The organism is Roseovarius aestuarii (assembly GCF_019966515.1).
GTDB lineage: Bacteria > Pseudomonadota > Alphaproteobacteria > Rhodobacterales > Rhodobacteraceae > Roseovarius > Roseovarius aestuarii.
Window position 1 is genome coordinate 50,343 of record NZ_JAIMIB010000020.1, and the last position, 17,643, is coordinate 67,985.

Here is a 17,643-nt window from a genome sequence, read left to right on the forward strand (position 1 = left end):
AACCATCAGCTTCGCTCCAACACTTGACCTCCGAAAAGCAATGAAATAGGTGATAATCCTGTTGAGCGGGCGTTGTGTAGTGGTAAGACCTTAGCCTTCCAAGCTAATGACGCGGGTTCGATTCCCGCCGCCCGCTCCAAAAATCCACTTCCGACACATCACCTACAAAGAAATAGGAACGTTTCCGACAAACTACCGACAAATAAAGATTTTTCAGATTTTGCACTTTTGTCTTCCAAGCTAATGACGCGGGTTCGATTCCCGCCGCCCGCTCCAGGCATAATATCCCTAGATTTATCACACTTGATAGCGTTCACAAAGAGCGGCCTCGGAGGTCCGACGCTGCGATACATGCATGGATTTCAACGCCTGATCACATCTCACTGTCTTCCGTGTCGATCTGACCCTTGACCGCTGCATCTGTGACAGCCAAACACGACCGAACATCTTGGAGAAGCAACACATGGTGCGCAGGGCGTCAAACGGGGCAGATATGCTCGACCGCGAGAAATCGAAAGACATGGGCGCTCTGTCCCAGCTTTGGCCGTTTCTCGCACCTTACAAGTTGTTGTTGCTGGGCGCCCTGCTGGCCCTCGTGCTGACGGCCAGTGTTTCGCTGATCTTACCCTTGGCGGTACGTCGGGTTGTCGACAATTTTGGTGCCACGGATGGCGCGATTCTCGATTTGTACTTCACCGCAGCCCTTGGCGTCGCGGGTTTGCTCGCTCTTGGGACCGGGCTGCGTTATGCGCTGGTCACGAGGTTGGGCGAACGTGTCGTGGCCGATATACGCAAGGCGGTGTTCGCCCGCGTGATCGGACTGAGCCCCGCCTTTTTCGAACGCCTCATGACCGGTGAAGTGCTCAGCCGGATCACCACGGATACGACCCTGATCCTCAGCGTCATCGGATCCTCGGTGTCGATCGCGCTCAGAAACTTCCTGATCTTTCTGGGCGGTCTCGTCCTTATGCTTTTTACGTCGGCAAAACTTACCGCAATGGTGCTGCTGATCGTGCCGCTGGTCATCGTGCCGATCCTCACGCTGGGGCGCAGGCTGCGCGTCCTAAGCCGCGAAAATCAGGACTGGATCGCCGCCAGTTCCGGCAACGCGTCCGAAGCGCTTTTGAGCGTTCAGACAGTGCAGGCCTTCACCCATGAGGATGCCAGCCGCGACGCCTTTGGCGATGTGACCGAGGAAAGCTATGCCGCCGCGCGCAAACGCATCACCACCCGCGCCCTGATGACCGTGATCGTGATCTTTCTGGTTTTTTCCGGTGTGGTCTGTGTGCTCTGGATCGGGGCGCGTGATGTCCGCGCCGGCGGGATGACTGCGGGCACTCTGGTGCAATTCGTAATCTATTCGGTCATGGTCGCAGGATCCGTGGCGGCGCTGTCGGAAATCTGGGGGGAATTGCAGCGCGCCGCTGGTGCGACCGAAAGGCTGGTTGACCTGCTGCATGCCACCGATGCGGTGACAGATCCCGTTCAGGCCACCGCCCTGCCCCGCCCGGTCAAGGGCGCGATCAGCTTTGAGCGCGTCAATTTCGCCTACCCATCGCGCCCCGAACAACCCGCGCTGGATGATCTGACTTTGACCATCAAACCGGGCGAAACCGTCGCGCTGGTCGGCCCGTCCGGCGCCGGAAAAACCACGATCGTGCAGCTTATTCAGCGGTTTTACAACCCCGATCACGGGCAGGTCACGTTGGACGACATTCCTTTGTCGCAGATGATGCGCGCCGATTTCAGGCTGGAAATGGCGCTGGTGCCGCAGGATCCGGTGATCTTTGCCACTTCAGCGCGCGATAATATCCGCTTTGGGCGATTGGATGCGACGGATGAAGAGGTTGAAAACGCCGCGCGGGCGGCAGCCGCGCACGATTTTATTGCCTCCCTGCCCGATGGCTATGACAGTTATCTGGGCGAGCGTGGCGTGATGCTCTCGGGCGGGCAGAAACAGCGTATCGCCATCGCCCGCGCGATCCTGCGCGACGCGCCGGTGCTGCTTCTGGACGAAGCAACTTCAGCGCTTGATGCGGAAAGCGAACGCGCGGTGCAGCAGGCGGTGGACGCGATGGCCCGAACCCGGACCACAATCATCGTCGCCCACCGGCTGGCCACGGTGAAGAAGGCAGACCGGATTATCGTGATGGATCAAGGCCGGATCGTTGCAGAAGGCACACATGACAGTCTGGTAGCACAAGACGGACTATATGCTCGCCTTGCCCGGCTGCAGTTCACATCTGATACCGCGCTTTCCGAGTAACCGCGCGCGACCCCGCGGAGAGCTGACGATACCATACGGTCTCGTGAAAAAGGCCGGACAATATTGCCCGGCCCTTGGAAAATCAGCGCTGTAGATCAGTGGTCAACCGTCGATCCGGATAACCTCGTTCCTGGGATCATAGGGGCTGTCACATGTGACGGTCGCATCCCATAACTTATCCAGAATTTTGACCTTCAGCTTGGTTCCCTCAACCGCCAGATCAGGCGTGACGTAGCCCATGCCAATGGATTTACCGAAAACCACCGAGTATCCGCCCGAGGTCAGGCGCCCAACCCGCGTGCCATCCGGTGTATAGAGAACTTCACGGCCCCAGGGATCGGCGTCCGCCGGCCCGTCGATCAGGAGCGTGCAGCATTTGACGCGCACGCCGGTCTCGACCAGCTTGTCCTTGCCGTGGAAGTCTTTCTCCAGATCGACGAAGCGCGACAGATCGGCCTCGAGCGGGGTCGCGTCACGGCCCAGTTCGGTACCGAAGGCGCGGTAGCTCTTTTCCTGGCGCAACCAGTTCTGTGCGCGCGCGCCGACCAGCTTCATACCGTGCTTCTTGCCGGCTTCCTCCAGCAGATCAAAGAGGTAATTCTGCATCTCCATTGGGTGGTGCAGCTCGTATCCCAGCTCGCCGGTGTAGGCCACGCGGATCGCGTTGACCGGGCACATGCCCAATTCAATCTTGCGCGCTGACAGCCAGGGGAAACGCTTGTTCGAAAGCGCGGTGGCCGGATCGGCGTCCTTGATGACTTCGTTCAGTACATCTCGGGATTTCGGCCCGGCAATGGCAAAAACGCCCCATTGGGTGGTCACGTCCTGTACACCAACCCACTTGCCTTCGCTCGTGGGGTTCCAGTCCTCGATGGCTTTGAGCAGGTAATCCTGATCGTACTCTGTCCAGGCACCCGCAGAGACGAGGTAATACTCGTTCTCGGCCCAACGGACGATCGTGTATTCGGTGCGTGTCGTGCCATGAGCCGTGAGCGCATAGGTCAGGTTGATGCGGCCCACCCGGGGCAGCTTGTTGCAGGTGAACCAGTCAAGGAATTCAGTCGCACCCGGCCCGAAGAGGGAATGCTTGGTGAAGGCGGTGGCGTCGATCAGGCCCACGCCTTCGCGGATGGCCTTTGCCTCTTCCACGGCGTGCTGCCACCAGCCGCCACGACGGAACGAACGGCTGTCATGGTCGAAGGTGTCCGGCGCATCGAGCGGTCCGTAATAGTTCGGACGCTCCCAGCCATTGACCCAGCCGAACTGCGCGCCACGGGCTTTCTGGCGGTCAAAGGCAGGCGCGGTGCGCAGCGGGCGGCAGGCCGGGCGTTCTTCGTCCGGGTGGTGCAGGATGTAGACGTGCTCGTAGCATTCCTCATTCTTACGCGCGGCGAATTCGGTGGTCATCCAGTTCTGGCTGTAACGTTTCGGGTCAAGCGACGCCATGTCGATCTCGGCCTCGCCATCGACCATCATCTGCGCCAGATAATAGCCGGTGCCGCCGGCGGCGGTGATGCCAAAGCTGAACCCCTCGGCCAGCCACATGTTGCGCAGGCCCGGTGCCGGACCAACCAGCGGATTGCCGTCGGGCGTGTAGCAGATCGGGCCGTTGAAATCGTCCTTGAGGCCGGATTCGGCGCAGGACGGCACACGCTCGGTCATTGCCATGTACTGCTCGGCGATCCGGTCCAGATCGAGCGGGAACAAGTCGGCGCGGAAACTGTCGGGCACGCCGTATTCAAAGCGCGCCGGGGCGCCGTGTTCGTAGATGCCTAGGATCCAGCCGCCGCGTTCCTCACGCGCGTAGGATTCGGAGTCGGCATCGCGGACCACCGGATGCTCGGGGTTGCCCGCTTCGCGGTATTTCACCAGCTCGGGGTCCTTGTCCATGACGATGAACGTGTGCTCGACCGGGATCGCCGGCATCTTGATGCCCAGCATCTTAGCGGTGCGCTGTGCGTGGTTGCCCGATGCCGTCACGACATGCTCGGCGGTGATCACGATCTGCTCGTCCGAGGCCACCAGGTTGCCACCCTTCTCGATCATTTTCGAGCAGGTGACCTCCCAATGGCTGCCATTCCAGTGGAACGCATCCGCCTGCCATTTGCGTTCAATCGCAACGCCGCGCTGACGGGCACCCTTGGCCATCGCCTGGGTCACGTCGGCGGGGTTAATATAGCCGTCCTCTGTATGATAGATCGCACCTTTCAGGTCCTCTGTGTGGATCAGCGGCCAACGTTCCTTGATCTGATCAGCGCTCAGCCATTCGTAGCTCACGTCACAGGTCTCGGCGGTCGAAGCATAGAGCATGTATTCGTCCATGCGTTCCTGCGTCTGCGCCATGCGCAGGTTGCCGACCACGGCAAAGCCCGCATTGAGGCCGGTTTCTTCCTCAAGCGTCTTGTAGAAATCGACCGAGTATTTGTGGATATGAGTTGTCGCATAGGACATGTTGAAAAGTGGCAGAAGACCCGCCGCATGCCAGGTACTTCCACTGGTCAGCTCATCCCGCTCCAGCAGCATCACATCATCCCAACCCGCCTTGGCGAGGTGATAGGCAATCGACGTCCCGACGGCACCGCCGCCGACAACAAGGGCTTTGACATTGGTTTTCATGTGATGCGACTCCGTTGCATGACTTGACGGAGTTTTATCAGCCCTGCGGCGTCGTGCGCAGCCCAGCCGACGCTCGATCGCGCAAAACCGACGCGAGCGCTCTGCCGCGCATGAATTTTCGCGTCAGTTCTTGCAGAAACCGCCCTGCGAATTCTCCATACAAGAGGTGCCGCCGGATAGCTGGAGCCGTTTGGGTTTGGCGGCAGGAGCGGCCTCTTCCTTGTCGTCGCGCTTCATGAACGAGCTCAGAATGCTGCCCAGAGTTCCCGAGTTGGCTTCCTTTGGTTCATTGCCGCATTCTACCCGGTAGTTGACCATCGAAAATTCGCAACTTCCCTTGAGCAATCCGTTTTTCTTTTCGAATTTGCGGACGCTTAAACCCAGGCCGATCTCGGCCATCGATCTGTCTGACGCACTCATCGATTGCAGCTCGAGTATCATCTGATCAGGCAAAGGTACCGAAGCGAGCGCATGCTGAGTGCTGTCCCGTTGCATCCCGATATCGTCATAGACATCAGCGCGGACTGTTTGCACAGGTTGATCCGAGGTGGACTGATCCAGACTTGCCAGTTCATCCGGCGCCGCCACTCCTTTGGCTTCGATATCCTCCATCGCGTCCGAAAGTGCTGCATCCGCCGCACCCATCGTTCCGCTGACGCCAAATCCGGTCTGGCGTAAAGCCAGCGTCATGGCATCTTCGGGGGAAGACGCTGACCGCAACCAGTTCTCCGCTGCCGCCGTGCGTTGCTGGATCAGATCTTCGCGGAGCTCGATCATGCGGGTGGCGAAATCTGCTTGCTGCGCAAGTGGAATTTCCTTGGCGCCCTTGCCAACATGCGCAAGCGGGCGAGGCAGAAGGGCATTCATCTCGTCATAATCAATCAGGTCAAGTATCTCGCGGGTTGCAGCGTCGCTTGTGTTTGTGCGCACGTTCAGTTTCACTTCATCGCCGAACCCGATGACAGCGCTCAGCGTCAGGTAATCTTTCTCTTCATTTGACGCAAATGAGGAATAGGTGCCATACGCCACCCCCTGAATGACGCCCCACCCTTCCATGATGTTCATCGCATTCAGGTTGCCGGCGATCATGTTCATCGCATTCGCGCTGATCGTGTTGCCTTTGGGGGCCTCAGAGACACGCGCCCGGACCGACACGATTTCATCGCCACGCTCATAGACCCATGTCTGGCTGTTGAATTCCTCAGCCGCACGTTTTTCCGAGGCGGCGGCCATGTTCTTCAAGAGCGTGTTCGATGCGAGAAGTTCTTCTTCAAAATCTGCCATCTCACGCGCGGGCTCGGAAATCCGGCTGTTATCCCCAGCATTCCATTCGCGGCGCGTCCAGCCCTCGGGTGCTTCGGGCAGATATGGGCGGACGCCCGCGCGCCGGCGCTTTGCCCGCCCCCGTTCTTCGATCTTGTCCGCCTTGGCCTGTTGCACATCACTAAACCGTCCGGAAATGGTCTCGACATAGTCAGCGATGCTCAAATCCCCGAGCTTAAGATCGGCTTTCAGGCTCTGCTGATGATAATCAACTCCAAGGCCGACCACCGCCATGATCAACGCAAATATAACGACTTGAAAATTAAACATGAAAACCCCGTGCAAGCTTGGTTCACCGGAGGTTTCGCCCGCAAATCAGGCAGAACTATGGAGGCGTTTCGACAATTTACGGGTTAAAACTACAGCCGCGGCAAATCTAATCTGACAGGCCGGGTTCCGCCAACAGATGCCGGCCCTTCGCGTCCTCAACTTCAATCACCCAGAGATCAGGGTCGAAGCTGCGCTGACGGGCGATCGCATCGTCCACCTCCATCTCGACACCTTTGGCCAGCTCGACCCACTGTCGCTCGCCACTCATCAGATCAAAGCTGCGCTGGAACGCAGTAGCCTGACCGTCAAGAGTGTTCAGCTTTACCAATACGGCACCGGCGGTGTCGTCCCCATGCGTCACGACGAAAGCGGGGATATCACTTAGTCGCAGGCGGGTCAGGTAGGCATGCACCCAGAATTGAGCCGTCAGGCGTGTCACGTGTTGCCGTCCTTAAAGTCTAATCCCATTTCGGAATAGCGCTCGGCCTCTTCCAGCCAGTTGGGGCGTACCTTTACTTGCAAAAACAAGTGGATGCGGCGGTCGGTGAACTTTTCCAACTCTTCGCGTGCGGCTTTTGAAACGGCTTTGACGGTCTCGCCTTTCTTGCCCAGCACGATGCCCTTGTGACCGTCGCGCATGACATAGATCACCTGGTCGATCCGGGCCGAGCCGTCTTTGCGCTCTTCCCAGTTTTCGGTCTCGACCGTCAACTGGTAAGGCAGTTCCTGATGCAGCCGGAGGGTAAGTTTCTCACGCGTCATCTCAGCCGCGATCATGCGCATGGGCAAATCCGCAATCTGATCTTCGGGATAAAGCCAGGGGCCTTCGGGCAGCTCACCGGCAAGCCATGTGCGCAGCGCATCGACGCCATGGCCCTTCTCTGCCGAGATCATGAATGTCTCGGTGAAGTCATACCGCTCATTCAATTCCTGTGTGAGGGCCAGAAGCGTCTCGGATTTCACCCGGTCGATCTTGTTGATGGCCAGCGCCACCTTGCGACTTCCGGCCACCTCGGGCAGCCCTTCCAGAATGCGTTCGACCCCTTCGGTGACACCGCGATGTGCCTCGACCAGCAGCACGATCAGATCGGCATCTGCCGCCCCGCCCCAGGCGGCGGCGACCATAGCCCGATCCAGCCGTCGGCGCGGTTTGAACAGGCCAGGCGTATCTACAAAAACCAACTGGCTTTCACCCTCGATGGCGACGCCGCGAATACGCGCGCGGGTGGTCTGCACCTTGTGGGTCACGATCGAGACCTTAGCCCCCACCATACGGTTGAGCAGCGTGGACTTACCCGCATTGGGTTCTCCGATCAGGGCGATAAATCCGGCGCGGGTGATCATGATGTTTTCCTGTTGCTGAGACGGCGGGGGTGTAGCGGAAATCGCGGAACGCTGCCAGATGAAAAGCCCCGGGACCTCGCAAATCCACGGACTGACTGGCACACGCGTATTCAAGCAAAGCGTCACGGCAGGCAGGTTTTCCAACGTTTGAGGTGGCCGTCAGCCATGCCGGTTGCCGCCTTACCGGTGATTTTTCGCTGTTTCGGGGTGCGAACCCTTGTATTTCATCTGCGTCAGGCCCCACCTTATGGCATCCATTCTGACCCCAAGGAGTTCCCGATGCGTGCGTTTCCAGTTGTTCTGGCCTTTTTCCCGACATTCGTTCTTGCCGAAGATATTCCGCTGAACAGCGATGTATCGGCGGCGACGCTCTACCCTCGTGGCGCCACCGTCACCCGGGTCATCCAGTTTAATGCGCCAGCCGGACAACATGACCTGATCCTGACCGACCTGCCGCAAAACACGCCGCTCGACTCGGTCCGTGTCGCGGTCGACGGGGCGATATTGGGCAGCCTGACGGTGCGCAATGATTTCGTGCCGCCCCGCAGCAACGATGACAACGCGGCCTTCAAGGTCGCCGAGGCCGAGGTTGAACGGCTTGAACAGGCGCTGCGCGACGGGCTGGCCGGAGTCGAGAGGATCAGGCTGGAACAACAGGCGGCTGAAGCCCGCGTGACATTTCTCAACCAGCTTGGCGAAGGCGAAGGCGTCGCCGAAATGGACGTCGCCGCTCTGCGTGATCTGGTGGCGATGATCGGCGAAGAAACTCTTTCAGCGCAACAGACCGCCCTTGATGCACAACTGCGCGCGGATGCAGCAAAACGCGGCTTGAAAGACCTCGAGGAAGAGTTGGAAGATGCCCGTCAACGACTCAATTCACTGGTCCCCGAGAAAGAAGAACGGGCAATGCTCGCCGTCTCTGTTTCAGCGGACGAACAAGTTCAGGGCAAGCTGACGGTAACCTACAACATCTGGGATGCGGAATGGCGGCCGGTTTACGATGTGCGACTGGATCGTGACGCAGGTAAACTGACGCTGGATCGTGGGGTCCTGGTAGCGCAGCATACGGGCGAAAACTGGCATGACGTGGCCCTGACGCTGTCGACAGCGCGACCCTCCGAGCAGACCGCCCCGGGCCAGATCTGGCCCTGGCTACGGCGGATTGAGAATCCCGCCCAGGTCCGCCAGAAAAATCTTGAGAGAGCGCAATCCGGTGCCTTGTTCGGCGCCGCAGACGAGGCTGCCGCCGCAGAACCCATGATGGTGGAAGAAGCGGATGCCGAGTTCGACGGGCTGGCCGTGACCTATTCTTACCCCAGCCCGGTTTCGATCGCGTCAAAGGCCGATAACATCCGTATCTCACTGGGGACACTCGACACCTCGGCAGAAACGACCGCGCAGGCCGTGCCGCTGAGCGATTCCAACGCCTTTCTGGTGGCGGAAATCACCAACGACATGGGCGAATTGATCCTGCCCGGTGCGGCGATGTTTTACCTCGACGGTCGGTTCATCGGTCAACGACATCTTGAGCTGATGGCCGCCGGTGCCGAAGCTGATCTGGCCTTCGGGCCGATTGAAGGGCTGCGCCTGACCCGCACGGTTCTGGACCGAAACGAAGGCGATCGGGGCATCATCACCAAATCCAACGATCTGTTGGAAGCCGTTGAAATTAAGGTTGAAAACCTAACACAAGAAGACTGGCCCATTCGCCTTCTGGACCGGGTGCCCTATTCGGAACAGGAAGACCTTGAAATCACCTGGTCCGCGCAGCCCCGACCAACAGAGGAGAATATTGACGGAAAACGTGGTATTCTGTCCTGGGAGTTCGATCTGGGTGCGGGTGACAGCAAGCTGATCTCACTGGAACACGAACTGGAATGGCCGGAAGATAAAGTTCTGCGCTGATCGGCACGGCCCACCCTTATTGAGCAAGATCAAGGACGTTGCGCCAGCTCGTTGGCACAAAAGGTTGATTTTGCGCAGACAGGAGATGGTAAATGCTTGAGATAAGTACGCATAAGATCGCCCAGGTGATCCTGATGTCACGCGAGCTGGGTCGCGCCGAGGGGGAACTCAGGGCGTTTATCGAACGGCTCGGCGAGGATGAGCAGGCCGAATTGGTGGCGGTGATGTGGATCGGTCGCGACAGTTTCGCCGCCGAGGATCTGGCCGAAGCCATCGCGACGGCGCGGGAAGAGGCCACGATACCAACGGCGGATTACCTGCTTGGCACGCCCCATCTGTCCGACCACCTTGAAAACGGGTTGGACGCGCTTGGTATCTCGGTTGTCGATGACGAGGATGATCTGGTGCGCGGTGGCTAGGCCGCGCTCAGAACGGCAAACAGGGCCGATGACGTAGGTTAGTGAGTTGCAGGCTTGTAAAGGCAGATTCCGTGCCTGACGCAGCGCCGCAAAATCAACCAGAGCAGCATAGAAGTATCAAAGCGGTCAGGTTGAGATGGCAGGCTCCCCTCGGTCCTTCATCCATCACCAGTACAAGCGCTGTACCAATGCGCAGGATATCCAGCATCTCGCGTAAAGAATCCCCCAACCGAAGGCACGCAGACGCACCTAAAAAGGCAGGATGGATCACCGTCCGGCACCATCAGGATTTCATCGGGTATTTTTGTCCGGAAACTGTCATTTTGGCATTGCAGATTCATTTTCGCCGCTCTAAACAGGCCACCTGAATTGGCGCGGGGTGGAGCAGCCCGGTAGCTCGTCAGGCTCATAACCTGAAGGTCGTAGGTTCAAATCCTACCCCCGCAACCAATTAGGCCCCACCAAATTTCGAAGTGCTGGCCGCGAGGTTTGTAGCGGCGGATAACCGTCCGAAAACCTGCATCGAATACGCAGGCTTTTCGAGGTTTGCGCTGCCACGGCGGATGCTGCACGAGTACAAGCAATGCAGGTTTGGCTCAAGGCAAGCCATTCATCCCTGATCTTCCTCTAAGATACCAAACGCACCATAAGGTAGGTTTATGTAATTGTAGATTATATCGATTTTTCTTTCCTCACAAATCTGTCACTCTAATCCCCAGCCAAATGAGACGGGGATGAAGTGCAATAAGTTCGCCTCGCCTGCGGCGCACAGAGGAGGAAACATGAAAATTACAAGCAAACTCATCGCATCTGCGGTGCTTTCGGTATTTGCGAGCACCGCAACCGCCGAAACCGAACTGACGGTCTATACTGCTGTCGAAGCCGAAGATCTTGCCCGTTATGCCGAAGCCTTCAATGAGGTTCATCCGGACATTACGATTAACTGGGTGCGCGATTCCACCGGGATCATCACCGCCAAACTACTTGCCGAGCGGGACAATCCACAGGCGGATGTCGTCTGGGGTCTGGCGGCGACATCGCTGCTGTTGCTGAAATCCGAAGGCATGCTGGAGCCTTACGCGCCTGCGGGTGTCGAGGAACTGGACCCGAAATTCGTCGACAAGGGCGACACGCCAAGCTGGGTCGGCATGGACGCCTGGGTGGCCGCGGTCTGTTATAACACGGTCGAGGCCGAAAAGGAGGGCCTGACGCCGCCGACATCGTGGAAGGACCTGACCGATCCGCAATATGCGGGCCATCTGATCATGCCGAACCCGAATTCATCGGGCACCGGCTTCCTAGACGTATCCAGCTGGCTGCAGATGTTCGGCGAAGAGGGCGGCTGGGAATATATGGATGCGCTGCACAGCAACATTGCGCGCTACACCCATTCGGGCTCCAAACCCTGCAAGCTCGCCGCTGCCGGTGAAATCCCGATTGGCATCTCCTTTGCCTTCCGCGGTGCCAAGTCCAAGGCCGCCGGGGCGCCATTGGAAATCGTCGTTCCCTCCGAAGGTGTCGGTTGGGATATGGAAGCCACTGCGATCGTCGCCGGTACGGATGATCTGGAAGCCGCGCAGAAACTGGTGGATTTCTCGGTCACCCGTGGAGCAATGGAAATGTACAACTCGGGCTATGCCGTGGTCGCGATGCCCGGCGTGGCTAAACCGGTTGAACATTTTCCCGAGGGCCTGCTTGATGCCATGATCGAAAACGATTTCGAGTTCGCGGCAAACAATCGCGCGGCGATCCTCAAGGAATGGCAGAGCCGCTATGACGGCAAGTCGGAACCGAAAAACTGATCCGATCTGACCATTGCAGGGGGCTGCACGCGGCCCCCTGCAACGCCCGCGCATCGCGCCGGAACATATGCTACGTTATCCCCATCCATTGCGACAAGGACGATCCCCGTGACCGAGGTGACCGCCACGCCCGACCTGTATCTGAGCATTGATAGCCTGTGGAAAGCCTTCGGTGATTTCCTGGCGCTCAAGAATATCTCACTCGACATCAACGAACGCGAATTCGTGTGCTTCCTGGGGCCGTCGGGCTGCGGCAAGACGACCTTGCTGCGTGCCATCGCAGGGCTTGATCTGCAAACCAAGGGCACTGTCATGCAGGCCGGCAAGGATGTCTCAAACCTGCCACCCTCGGAACGGGATTTTGGCATTGTTTTCCAGTCCTATGCACTGTTTCCGAACCTGACGATCGAAAAGAACATCGCTTTCGGTCTTGAGAATACCGGCCGCAGCAAATCCGAGATTGCAGTGCGCGTAGCCGAGCTGCTGGCCTTGGTCGGCCTGCCGGAACAGGGCAAGAAATATCCCGCGCAACTGTCGGGTGGCCAGCAACAGCGGATTGCGCTGGCCCGTGCCATCGCGACCAATCCAGGCCTCTTGTTACTCGACGAACCGCTCTCGGCGCTGGACGCCAAGGTACGCGTGCATCTGCGCCACGAAATCAAGGAATTGCAGCGCAAGCTGGGCGTGACCACCGTCATGGTAACCCATGATCAGGAAGAGGCGCTGACCATGGCCGACCGGATCGTGGTGATGAACCACGGCGTGATCGAGCAGGTCGGCTCTCCGACCGAGGTATATCGAGAGCCCGCCAGCCTGTTCGTCGCCGATTTCATCGGTGAGATGAACCAGATCCCCGCTGTTGCCGGATCCGGTGACACGGTGACGATCGGCGGCGCAACCCTGCAAAGCCAACAGCACGGGTTCAGCGCAGGTATGCATGTCGTTGCGGCAATTAGGCCCGAAGATGTGATCCCCCATGGTGACGGTGCGCGCTCACCGGGCGCCCCGGACGAGATCGAGACGCCTGAGAACGCCTTTGAAGTCGACGTCGCCGAAATGGAATTCCTGGGATCGTTCTGGCGGTGCCGCCTGCGTCACGAAATATTCGGGCGCGACGAACTGATCGCCGATTTCTCGATCAATGCCGTGCGTCGCCTTGAACTGGCCGAAGGCAAATCCTTGACCATCGAGCTACCCCAAAGCCGGCTTATGGGTTTTGCCCCGGCAGGAGAGGCGTGATGACGGATCTGAGCGCCGACAAACTGCCCGCCGGGCCCGCGATCAAGGGCAAGCTCAGCCGGGACGACATTATCATGCGGCTGGGCATGGTGGTCATTGCGCTTTACCTGATCGCCACGCTGGTCTTTCCGCTGTGGGCGATGCTGTCGAAGAGTTTTTCAACGTTTCAGTTCGATCTGGGAGCCTATGAGCTGCAGATCAGCGATGAACAGGGCAAGTACAGCGGCAATATCGTGACCCCTGCGCAGCTCAACGCCGAACTGCTAGTGCTGGGCGAGGCCGATCTGATCGCCGGGTCCGACAGCCGCATGGGGTTGACGCAGTTCTTTCCCGACTTCAGTTTCCGCAGCCCGGTGATGTACCAGATCCGCAATACAACCGAGACCGGACGTTTTCTGGTTGGGTCCGAGCTGAAAACCGGCACCGACTGGCTGGAACTGGACAGCAACACGTTCAGGCGGGTGCAGATGCGGCCGGTCAAGGCAACGGGGCTGGGCAATTTCGTCAGCTATTTCTCGACCCCGGCGCTATTCAATTCGATCAAGAATTCGCTGTTGATCGCAGTGATCAGCACCGTCGTCACGGTCACGCTGGCCTTCTGGTTCGCCTATGCGCTCAATCGTAGCTGCATGCGGTTCAAGGGATTCTTCCGTCTGGTGGCGATGGCCCCGATCCTTGTGCCATCGCTGCTGCCGGGGATCGCGCTGGTCTATCTTTTCGGCAATCAGGGAATGATCAAGGAACTTCTTTTCGGTGCCAGCATCTATGGGCCGATCGGCATCGTCATCGGGTCAGTGTTCTTCACCTTTCCACATGCGTTCATCATCATCTCGACGGCGCTAGCGATTTCGGATGCGCGACTATACGAGGCCGCCGCCAGCCTGCGATCAACCCCCTGGCGGACCTTCTGGACAGTCACCATTCCGGGCGCGCGCTATGGTCTGATCTCGGCCACGTTTGTGGTCTTCAATCTGGTGATCACAGATTTCGGCCTGCCCAAGGTGATCGGCGGGCAGTTCAACGTGCTGGCGGTCGATATCTACAAACAGGTGATCGGCCAGCAGAATTTCGAAATGGGCGCGGTGGTGTCGGTGGTCCTGGTCATCCCGGCGATCTTTGCCTTCGCCATCGACCGGCTGGTGCAATCGAAACAGGTGGCCCTGCTGTCCGCGCGCTCGGTGCCATATCAACCCAAGCCTCATCGCAGCGCAGATCGCTTCTTCCTGGTCTACTGCCTGCTGGTCGCGCTTTTCATCGTTGGCACTCTGGGGATCTGTCAGTTCGCCGCGTTGATCAAGTTCTGGCCGTATGACCTGAGCTTCAGCCTGACCAACTATGATTTCGACCGAATGGATGGCGGCGGCTGGGGGTCCTATTACAACTCGATCAAACTTGGCCTGTTCACCGCCGTCGCGGGTACCTGTGTCGTGTTTTTCGGCGCCTATCTGGTGGAAAAATCCAACGGATTCAAAACCGGGCGGGCGTTGTTTCAAATGTTCGCGATGCTGCCGATGGCCATTCCGGGCATGGTATTGGGGCTGGCCTATATCTTTTTCTTCAACAACCCCGCGAATCCGTTGAATTTCATATACGGCACGATGGCGATCCTTGTGATCTGTACCGTTACGCACTTCTACACGGTTTCGCATCTGACGGCGGTCACGGCATTGAAACAGATGGACCGGGAGTTCGAATCCGTCTCTTCGTCTCTCAAACAACCGACACTGAAACTGTTCAGGCGGGTCACCGTGCCGGTCTGCCTGCCGGCGATACTGGACATCTCGATCTATCTCTTCGTCAACGCAATGACCACGGTATCGGCGGTGGTGTTCCTCTATTCGCCCAAAACGTCGCTGGCATCAATTGCGGTGCTGAACATGGACGACGCGGGCGACATCGCCCCGGCGGCGGCCATGGGCATGATGATCTTCTACACCAACGCGGCGGCACGTATCATCCACCTTCTCGTCTCTCGCGGGGTATTGCAACGCACCCAGGCCTGGCGCGCACGATAGGGTACCAGCCGGGTCAGAGTTACACCCATGCGCCAGACCCGGAAAAATTGCGGCTCAACGGCTTTCACCGTCATTGCGCTGCTGCCATTTCACGACGCGCGGCGAAAATGTCGCCACGCCAGATATACCCGGCTCACAGAGAATTCTAAAGAAGCGTACGCCCGGCACCTCAGCTGGGACAGAGTTGCGGCAGATACAGTCGCGGCATACCGGGTCACTCATCCCGACAGGGCAGCCTGGCCGCCGTCAGAGATATAGAAGAACAGAAACCGACCGATAGCGGCGAGCGCGGGCAGCGCAAAAATAGCCGCGAAGGTGAAAAGAAGCGCAGCGGAGCATAGATCAAAAAAACCCGCAGGATCGTGGCAATCGAGCGCCTGACGTACTCACCCATACCCCTGAACACGCGCGAGGACCGAACCACCACATTGACCCGCACCGGCACCGACGTCATCGGTATACGTTTGCGGCCAGCCTGTATGATCGTCTTTAGAGTGTAGGCATAGGTGTTGATCACGCAAAGTCGGGCTGCTGCTTCGCGGGCGTAGACACGGAAACCTGATGGCGCGTCTGGAATGGCCGAGCCGCTCGCCTGTCGCACGACCCAGCTCCCAAGACGTTGCAGGGCATTTGCAGGATATGATCGGCACCACCCTTGTGCGCGACCTCGACAGTGCGGTCGGTCGAGCCATCGTCGGTAACCAGCACTTCGACGGTTGTGATTCCAGATATGTCGCGCGGAATAGCCGCAATCGCTGTTCCAAGCGTCTCTTCTTCATTCAGCGCAAGAATTTGCACGATCAGTTTCATGTTGCGGTCTTCGGTTGCCTTTTTGATCCTATCATTGCTTGTTTCAGTCAAAACCATGACCTTCAAAGGGGATTGTATTCATTACAGCATTAATCACGGCGGCCCCGAAAATTCATTAACCGCACCAATGTCGTCGGTGCTCCAACATGAAAACACGAACCCCGATATCCAATTTGACGAAATCAAGGAATCCATCATTGCAGAGCAACTAAGATGACGGGGTCTGTGCGGACAAGGCCGGCGTTGAAAAGTGGAGCTTACTTCGGCTTGCCGGGGCGATGGGAAACCGAGAGTTCAATGGCTTGAATAAATCCAGCCATCCCGTATGCGGGTTCCAACGACACCTCATAAACTTCCAAATTCTCATCATACTTAACCCGCGACAGCGTGAGCCCGTCTATAGCGTTTTGATGATTGAAATCATCAAGCTCTAAATTAACTATTCCATCAATCGCAAACTCTACAACCGCATGTTTTTCCAAAACGAAGTATCCGTTTCTAACCTTGCTGGTCATGTTCCAGGCGTGGATTCTAAGCGTTGATGCTCCCTCGCGCTTCAGATGCAAATCAAGGATCTCTGCATCATGGAAACTCGGGACCTGGCCAAACCATTCCAACAGCTCTTTTCCGCCGGGAATGGTATTATAGATCGACACCGAACTATCTTTACTCATACCGAAATTCTAACGGTTACAAAAAATGATCGCAATTGACTCTACTCGACCAATGCCACGTTTTCTCTTGGAAATCGCCGCACGTGGAAACGGTTGCTTCTCGGTGAGCGCAAACATATGACCTCTTCACAAAACGGCCCCACGGGTACACCCGCGGGGCCGTAGAAAGATGTTGATGGTAATCAGTGACCCAAAATCTGGCTGAGGAACAGCTGAGTACGCTCGCTCTTGGGATTATTGAAGAACTCTTCCGGCTCGTTCTGTTCGACGATCTGGCCCTGATCCATAAAGATCACGCGATTGGCGACCTGGCGGGCAAAACCCATTTCGTGGGTCACGCAGAGCATGGTCATACCTTCCTCGGCCAGTTCGATCATGGTGTCGAGCACCTCTTTGATCATCTCCGGATCAAGCGCCGAGGTCGGTTCGTCAAAGAGCATTATCCGCGGCTTCATGCAGAGCGACCGAGCGATCGCCACGCGCTGCTGCTGACCGCCTGAAAGCTGGCCGGGATATTTGTCGGCCTGTTCCGGGATCTTGACCTTTTCGAGGAAGTGCATCGCGGTTTCCTCGGCCTCTTTCTTGGGCGTCTTGCGCACCCAGATCGGGGCCAGCGTGCAGTTTTCAAGGATCGTCAGATGCGGGAACAGGTTGAAGTGCTGAAAGCACATGCCAACCTCGGACCGGATCTTGTCGATGTTCTTGAGGTCATTCGACAGCACCGTTCCGTCGACCTCGATCTTGCCCTGTTGATGTTCCTCCAGCGCGTTGATGCAGCGGATCAGCGTGGACTTGCCCGAGCCTGACGGCCCGCAGATCACGATCCTTTCACCCTGATAGACGGTCAGGTTGATGTCGCGCAGCACGTGGAACGCGCCATACCACTTGTTCATGTTCTGAATGGTGATTGCGACTTCGTCGGACACTTTCATTTGTGCAGTTTCAGCCATGTTCTGGCCT

The 17,643-nt window shown here is 57.9% G+C and carries 14 protein-coding genes and 2 tRNA genes; 8 read left to right on the forward strand and 8 right to left on the reverse strand.

Annotated features, from left to right (window positions below; genetic code table 11):
- The first annotated feature begins 65 nt into the window (after window positions 1–65).
- Together LC334_RS19255 and LC334_RS19260 are read left to right on the forward strand one after the other, a co-directional pair.
- A tRNA-Gly gene (locus LC334_RS19255) sits at window positions 66–139 on the forward strand.
- Window positions 140–463: 324 nt separating this feature from the next.
- Window positions 464–2,266, forward strand: coding sequence for an ABC transporter transmembrane domain-containing protein (locus LC334_RS19260; RefSeq protein ID WP_085801941.1), 1,803 nt, complete (start codon window positions 464–466; stop codon window positions 2,264–2,266).
- A gap of 102 nt (window positions 2,267–2,368) precedes the next feature.
- Here LC334_RS19260 and LC334_RS19265 read toward each other — a convergent pair whose 3' ends face one another.
- The 4 genes from LC334_RS19265 to era form a co-directional block, all read right to left on the reverse strand.
- Window positions 2,369–4,882, reverse strand: a complete 2,514-nt coding sequence (locus LC334_RS19265; RefSeq protein ID WP_085801942.1) for a GcvT family protein — start codon at window positions 4,880–4,882, stop codon at window positions 2,369–2,371.
- A gap of 123 nt (window positions 4,883–5,005) precedes the next feature.
- On the reverse strand, window positions 5,006–6,475 hold the full coding sequence (locus LC334_RS19270) for a hypothetical protein (RefSeq protein ID WP_085801943.1): 1,470 nt from the start codon (window positions 6,473–6,475) through the stop codon (window positions 5,006–5,008).
- A gap of 106 nt (window positions 6,476–6,581) precedes the next feature.
- Window positions 6,582–6,914 carry a DUF1491 family protein gene (locus LC334_RS19275; RefSeq protein ID WP_085801944.1) on the reverse strand — a complete coding sequence of 111 codons (333 nt, stop codon included), beginning with the start codon at window positions 6,912–6,914 and terminating at the stop codon, window positions 6,582–6,584.
- Window positions 6,911–7,819, reverse strand: a complete 909-nt coding sequence (gene era, locus LC334_RS19280) for a GTPase Era (RefSeq protein WP_085801964.1) — start codon at window positions 7,817–7,819, stop codon at window positions 6,911–6,913. The genes LC334_RS19275 and era overlap by 4 nt, the downstream gene beginning before the upstream one ends.
- A 279-nt stretch (window positions 7,820–8,098) precedes the next feature.
- Here era and LC334_RS19285 point away from each other — a divergent pair, with 279 nt between their 5' ends.
- The 6 genes from LC334_RS19285 to LC334_RS19310 all read left to right on the forward strand — a co-directional run bounded on the left by LC334_RS19285 (window position 8,099) and on the right by LC334_RS19310 (window position 15,199).
- The gene (locus LC334_RS19285; protein WP_085801965.1) at window positions 8,099–9,724 is read left to right on the forward strand and encodes a DUF4139 domain-containing protein; all 1,626 of its coding nucleotides are present in this window, start codon (window positions 8,099–8,101) and stop codon (window positions 9,722–9,724) included.
- Between the two features lie 92 nt (window positions 9,725–9,816).
- Complete coding sequence (locus tag LC334_RS19290) at window positions 9,817–10,143, forward strand: DUF3775 domain-containing protein (protein ID WP_085801945.1); 327 nt, start codon at window positions 9,817–9,819, stop codon at window positions 10,141–10,143.
- 373 nt (window positions 10,144–10,516) lie between these two features.
- Window positions 10,517–10,593: transfer RNA gene (locus LC334_RS19295), tRNA-Met, on the forward strand.
- Between the two features lie 332 nt (window positions 10,594–10,925).
- Entirely contained in the window at window positions 10,926–11,945 is a 1,020-nt protein-coding gene (locus LC334_RS19300) for a putative 2-aminoethylphosphonate ABC transporter substrate-binding protein (RefSeq protein WP_085801946.1), read from the forward strand.
- A 108-nt stretch (window positions 11,946–12,053) separates the two neighbouring features.
- Window positions 12,054–13,184 carry a putative 2-aminoethylphosphonate ABC transporter ATP-binding protein gene (locus LC334_RS19305; RefSeq protein ID WP_139836502.1) on the forward strand — a complete coding sequence of 377 codons (1,131 nt, stop codon included), beginning with the start codon at window positions 12,054–12,056 and terminating at the stop codon, window positions 13,182–13,184.
- Complete coding sequence (locus LC334_RS19310; RefSeq protein WP_085801947.1) at window positions 13,184–15,199, forward strand: putative 2-aminoethylphosphonate ABC transporter permease subunit; 2,016 nt, start codon at window positions 13,184–13,186, stop codon at window positions 15,197–15,199. Before LC334_RS19305 ends, LC334_RS19310 begins: the two co-directional genes overlap by 1 nt.
- Before the next feature lie 214 nt (window positions 15,200–15,413).
- Here the strand turns inward: LC334_RS19310 and LC334_RS19315 are convergent, their stop codons facing one another.
- The 4 genes from LC334_RS19315 to LC334_RS19330 form a co-directional block, all read right to left on the reverse strand.
- Window positions 15,414–15,716, reverse strand: a complete 303-nt coding sequence (locus tag LC334_RS19315; protein WP_085801948.1) for a hypothetical protein — start codon at window positions 15,714–15,716, stop codon at window positions 15,414–15,416.
- Window positions 15,713–16,009, reverse strand: a complete 297-nt coding sequence (locus tag LC334_RS19320; RefSeq protein WP_176237756.1) for a glycosyltransferase — start codon at window positions 16,007–16,009, stop codon at window positions 15,713–15,715. Before LC334_RS19320 ends, LC334_RS19315 begins: the two co-directional genes overlap by 4 nt.
- Window positions 16,010–16,266: 257 nt before the next feature.
- Window positions 16,267–16,683, reverse strand: coding sequence for an Imm50 family immunity protein (locus LC334_RS19325; protein ID WP_085801950.1), 417 nt, complete (start codon window positions 16,681–16,683; stop codon window positions 16,267–16,269).
- Window positions 16,684–16,865: 182 nt separating this feature from the next.
- Window positions 16,866–17,633, reverse strand: coding sequence for an amino acid ABC transporter ATP-binding protein (locus LC334_RS19330; protein ID WP_085801951.1), 768 nt, complete (start codon window positions 17,631–17,633; stop codon window positions 16,866–16,868).
- Window positions 17,634–17,643: the final 10 nt, after the last annotated feature.

Bases quoted from the DNA above. Each gene is read 5' to 3' on its own strand.
- LC334_RS19260 (WP_085801941.1), top strand. From the start codon at position 464: ATGGTGCGCAGGGCGTCAAACGGGGCAGATATGCTCGACCGCGAGAAA.
- LC334_RS19265 (WP_085801942.1), bottom strand. From the start codon at position 4,882: ATGAAAACCAATGTCAAAGCCCTTGTTGTCGGCGGCGGTGCCGTCGGG.
- LC334_RS19270 (WP_085801943.1), bottom strand. From the start codon at position 6,475: ATGTTTAATTTTCAAGTCGTTATATTTGCGTTGATCATGGCGGTGGTC.
- era (WP_085801964.1), bottom strand. From the start codon at position 7,819: ATGATCACCCGCGCCGGATTTATCGCCCTGATCGGAGAACCCAATGCG.
- LC334_RS19285 (WP_085801965.1), top strand. From the start codon at position 8,099: ATGCGTGCGTTTCCAGTTGTTCTGGCCTTTTTCCCGACATTCGTTCTT.
- LC334_RS19290 (WP_085801945.1), top strand. From the start codon at position 9,817: ATGCTTGAGATAAGTACGCATAAGATCGCCCAGGTGATCCTGATGTCA.
- LC334_RS19300 (WP_085801946.1), top strand. From the start codon at position 10,926: ATGAAAATTACAAGCAAACTCATCGCATCTGCGGTGCTTTCGGTATTT.
- LC334_RS19310 (WP_085801947.1), top strand. From the start codon at position 13,184: ATGACGGATCTGAGCGCCGACAAACTGCCCGCCGGGCCCGCGATCAAG.
- LC334_RS19320 (WP_176237756.1), bottom strand. From the start codon at position 16,009: ATGAAACTGATCGTGCAAATTCTTGCGCTGAATGAAGAAGAGACGCTT.
- LC334_RS19325 (WP_085801950.1), bottom strand. From the start codon at position 16,683: ATGAGTAAAGATAGTTCGGTGTCGATCTATAATACCATTCCCGGCGGA.
- LC334_RS19330 (WP_085801951.1), bottom strand. From the start codon at position 17,633: ATGGCTGAAACTGCACAAATGAAAGTGTCCGACGAAGTCGCAATCACC.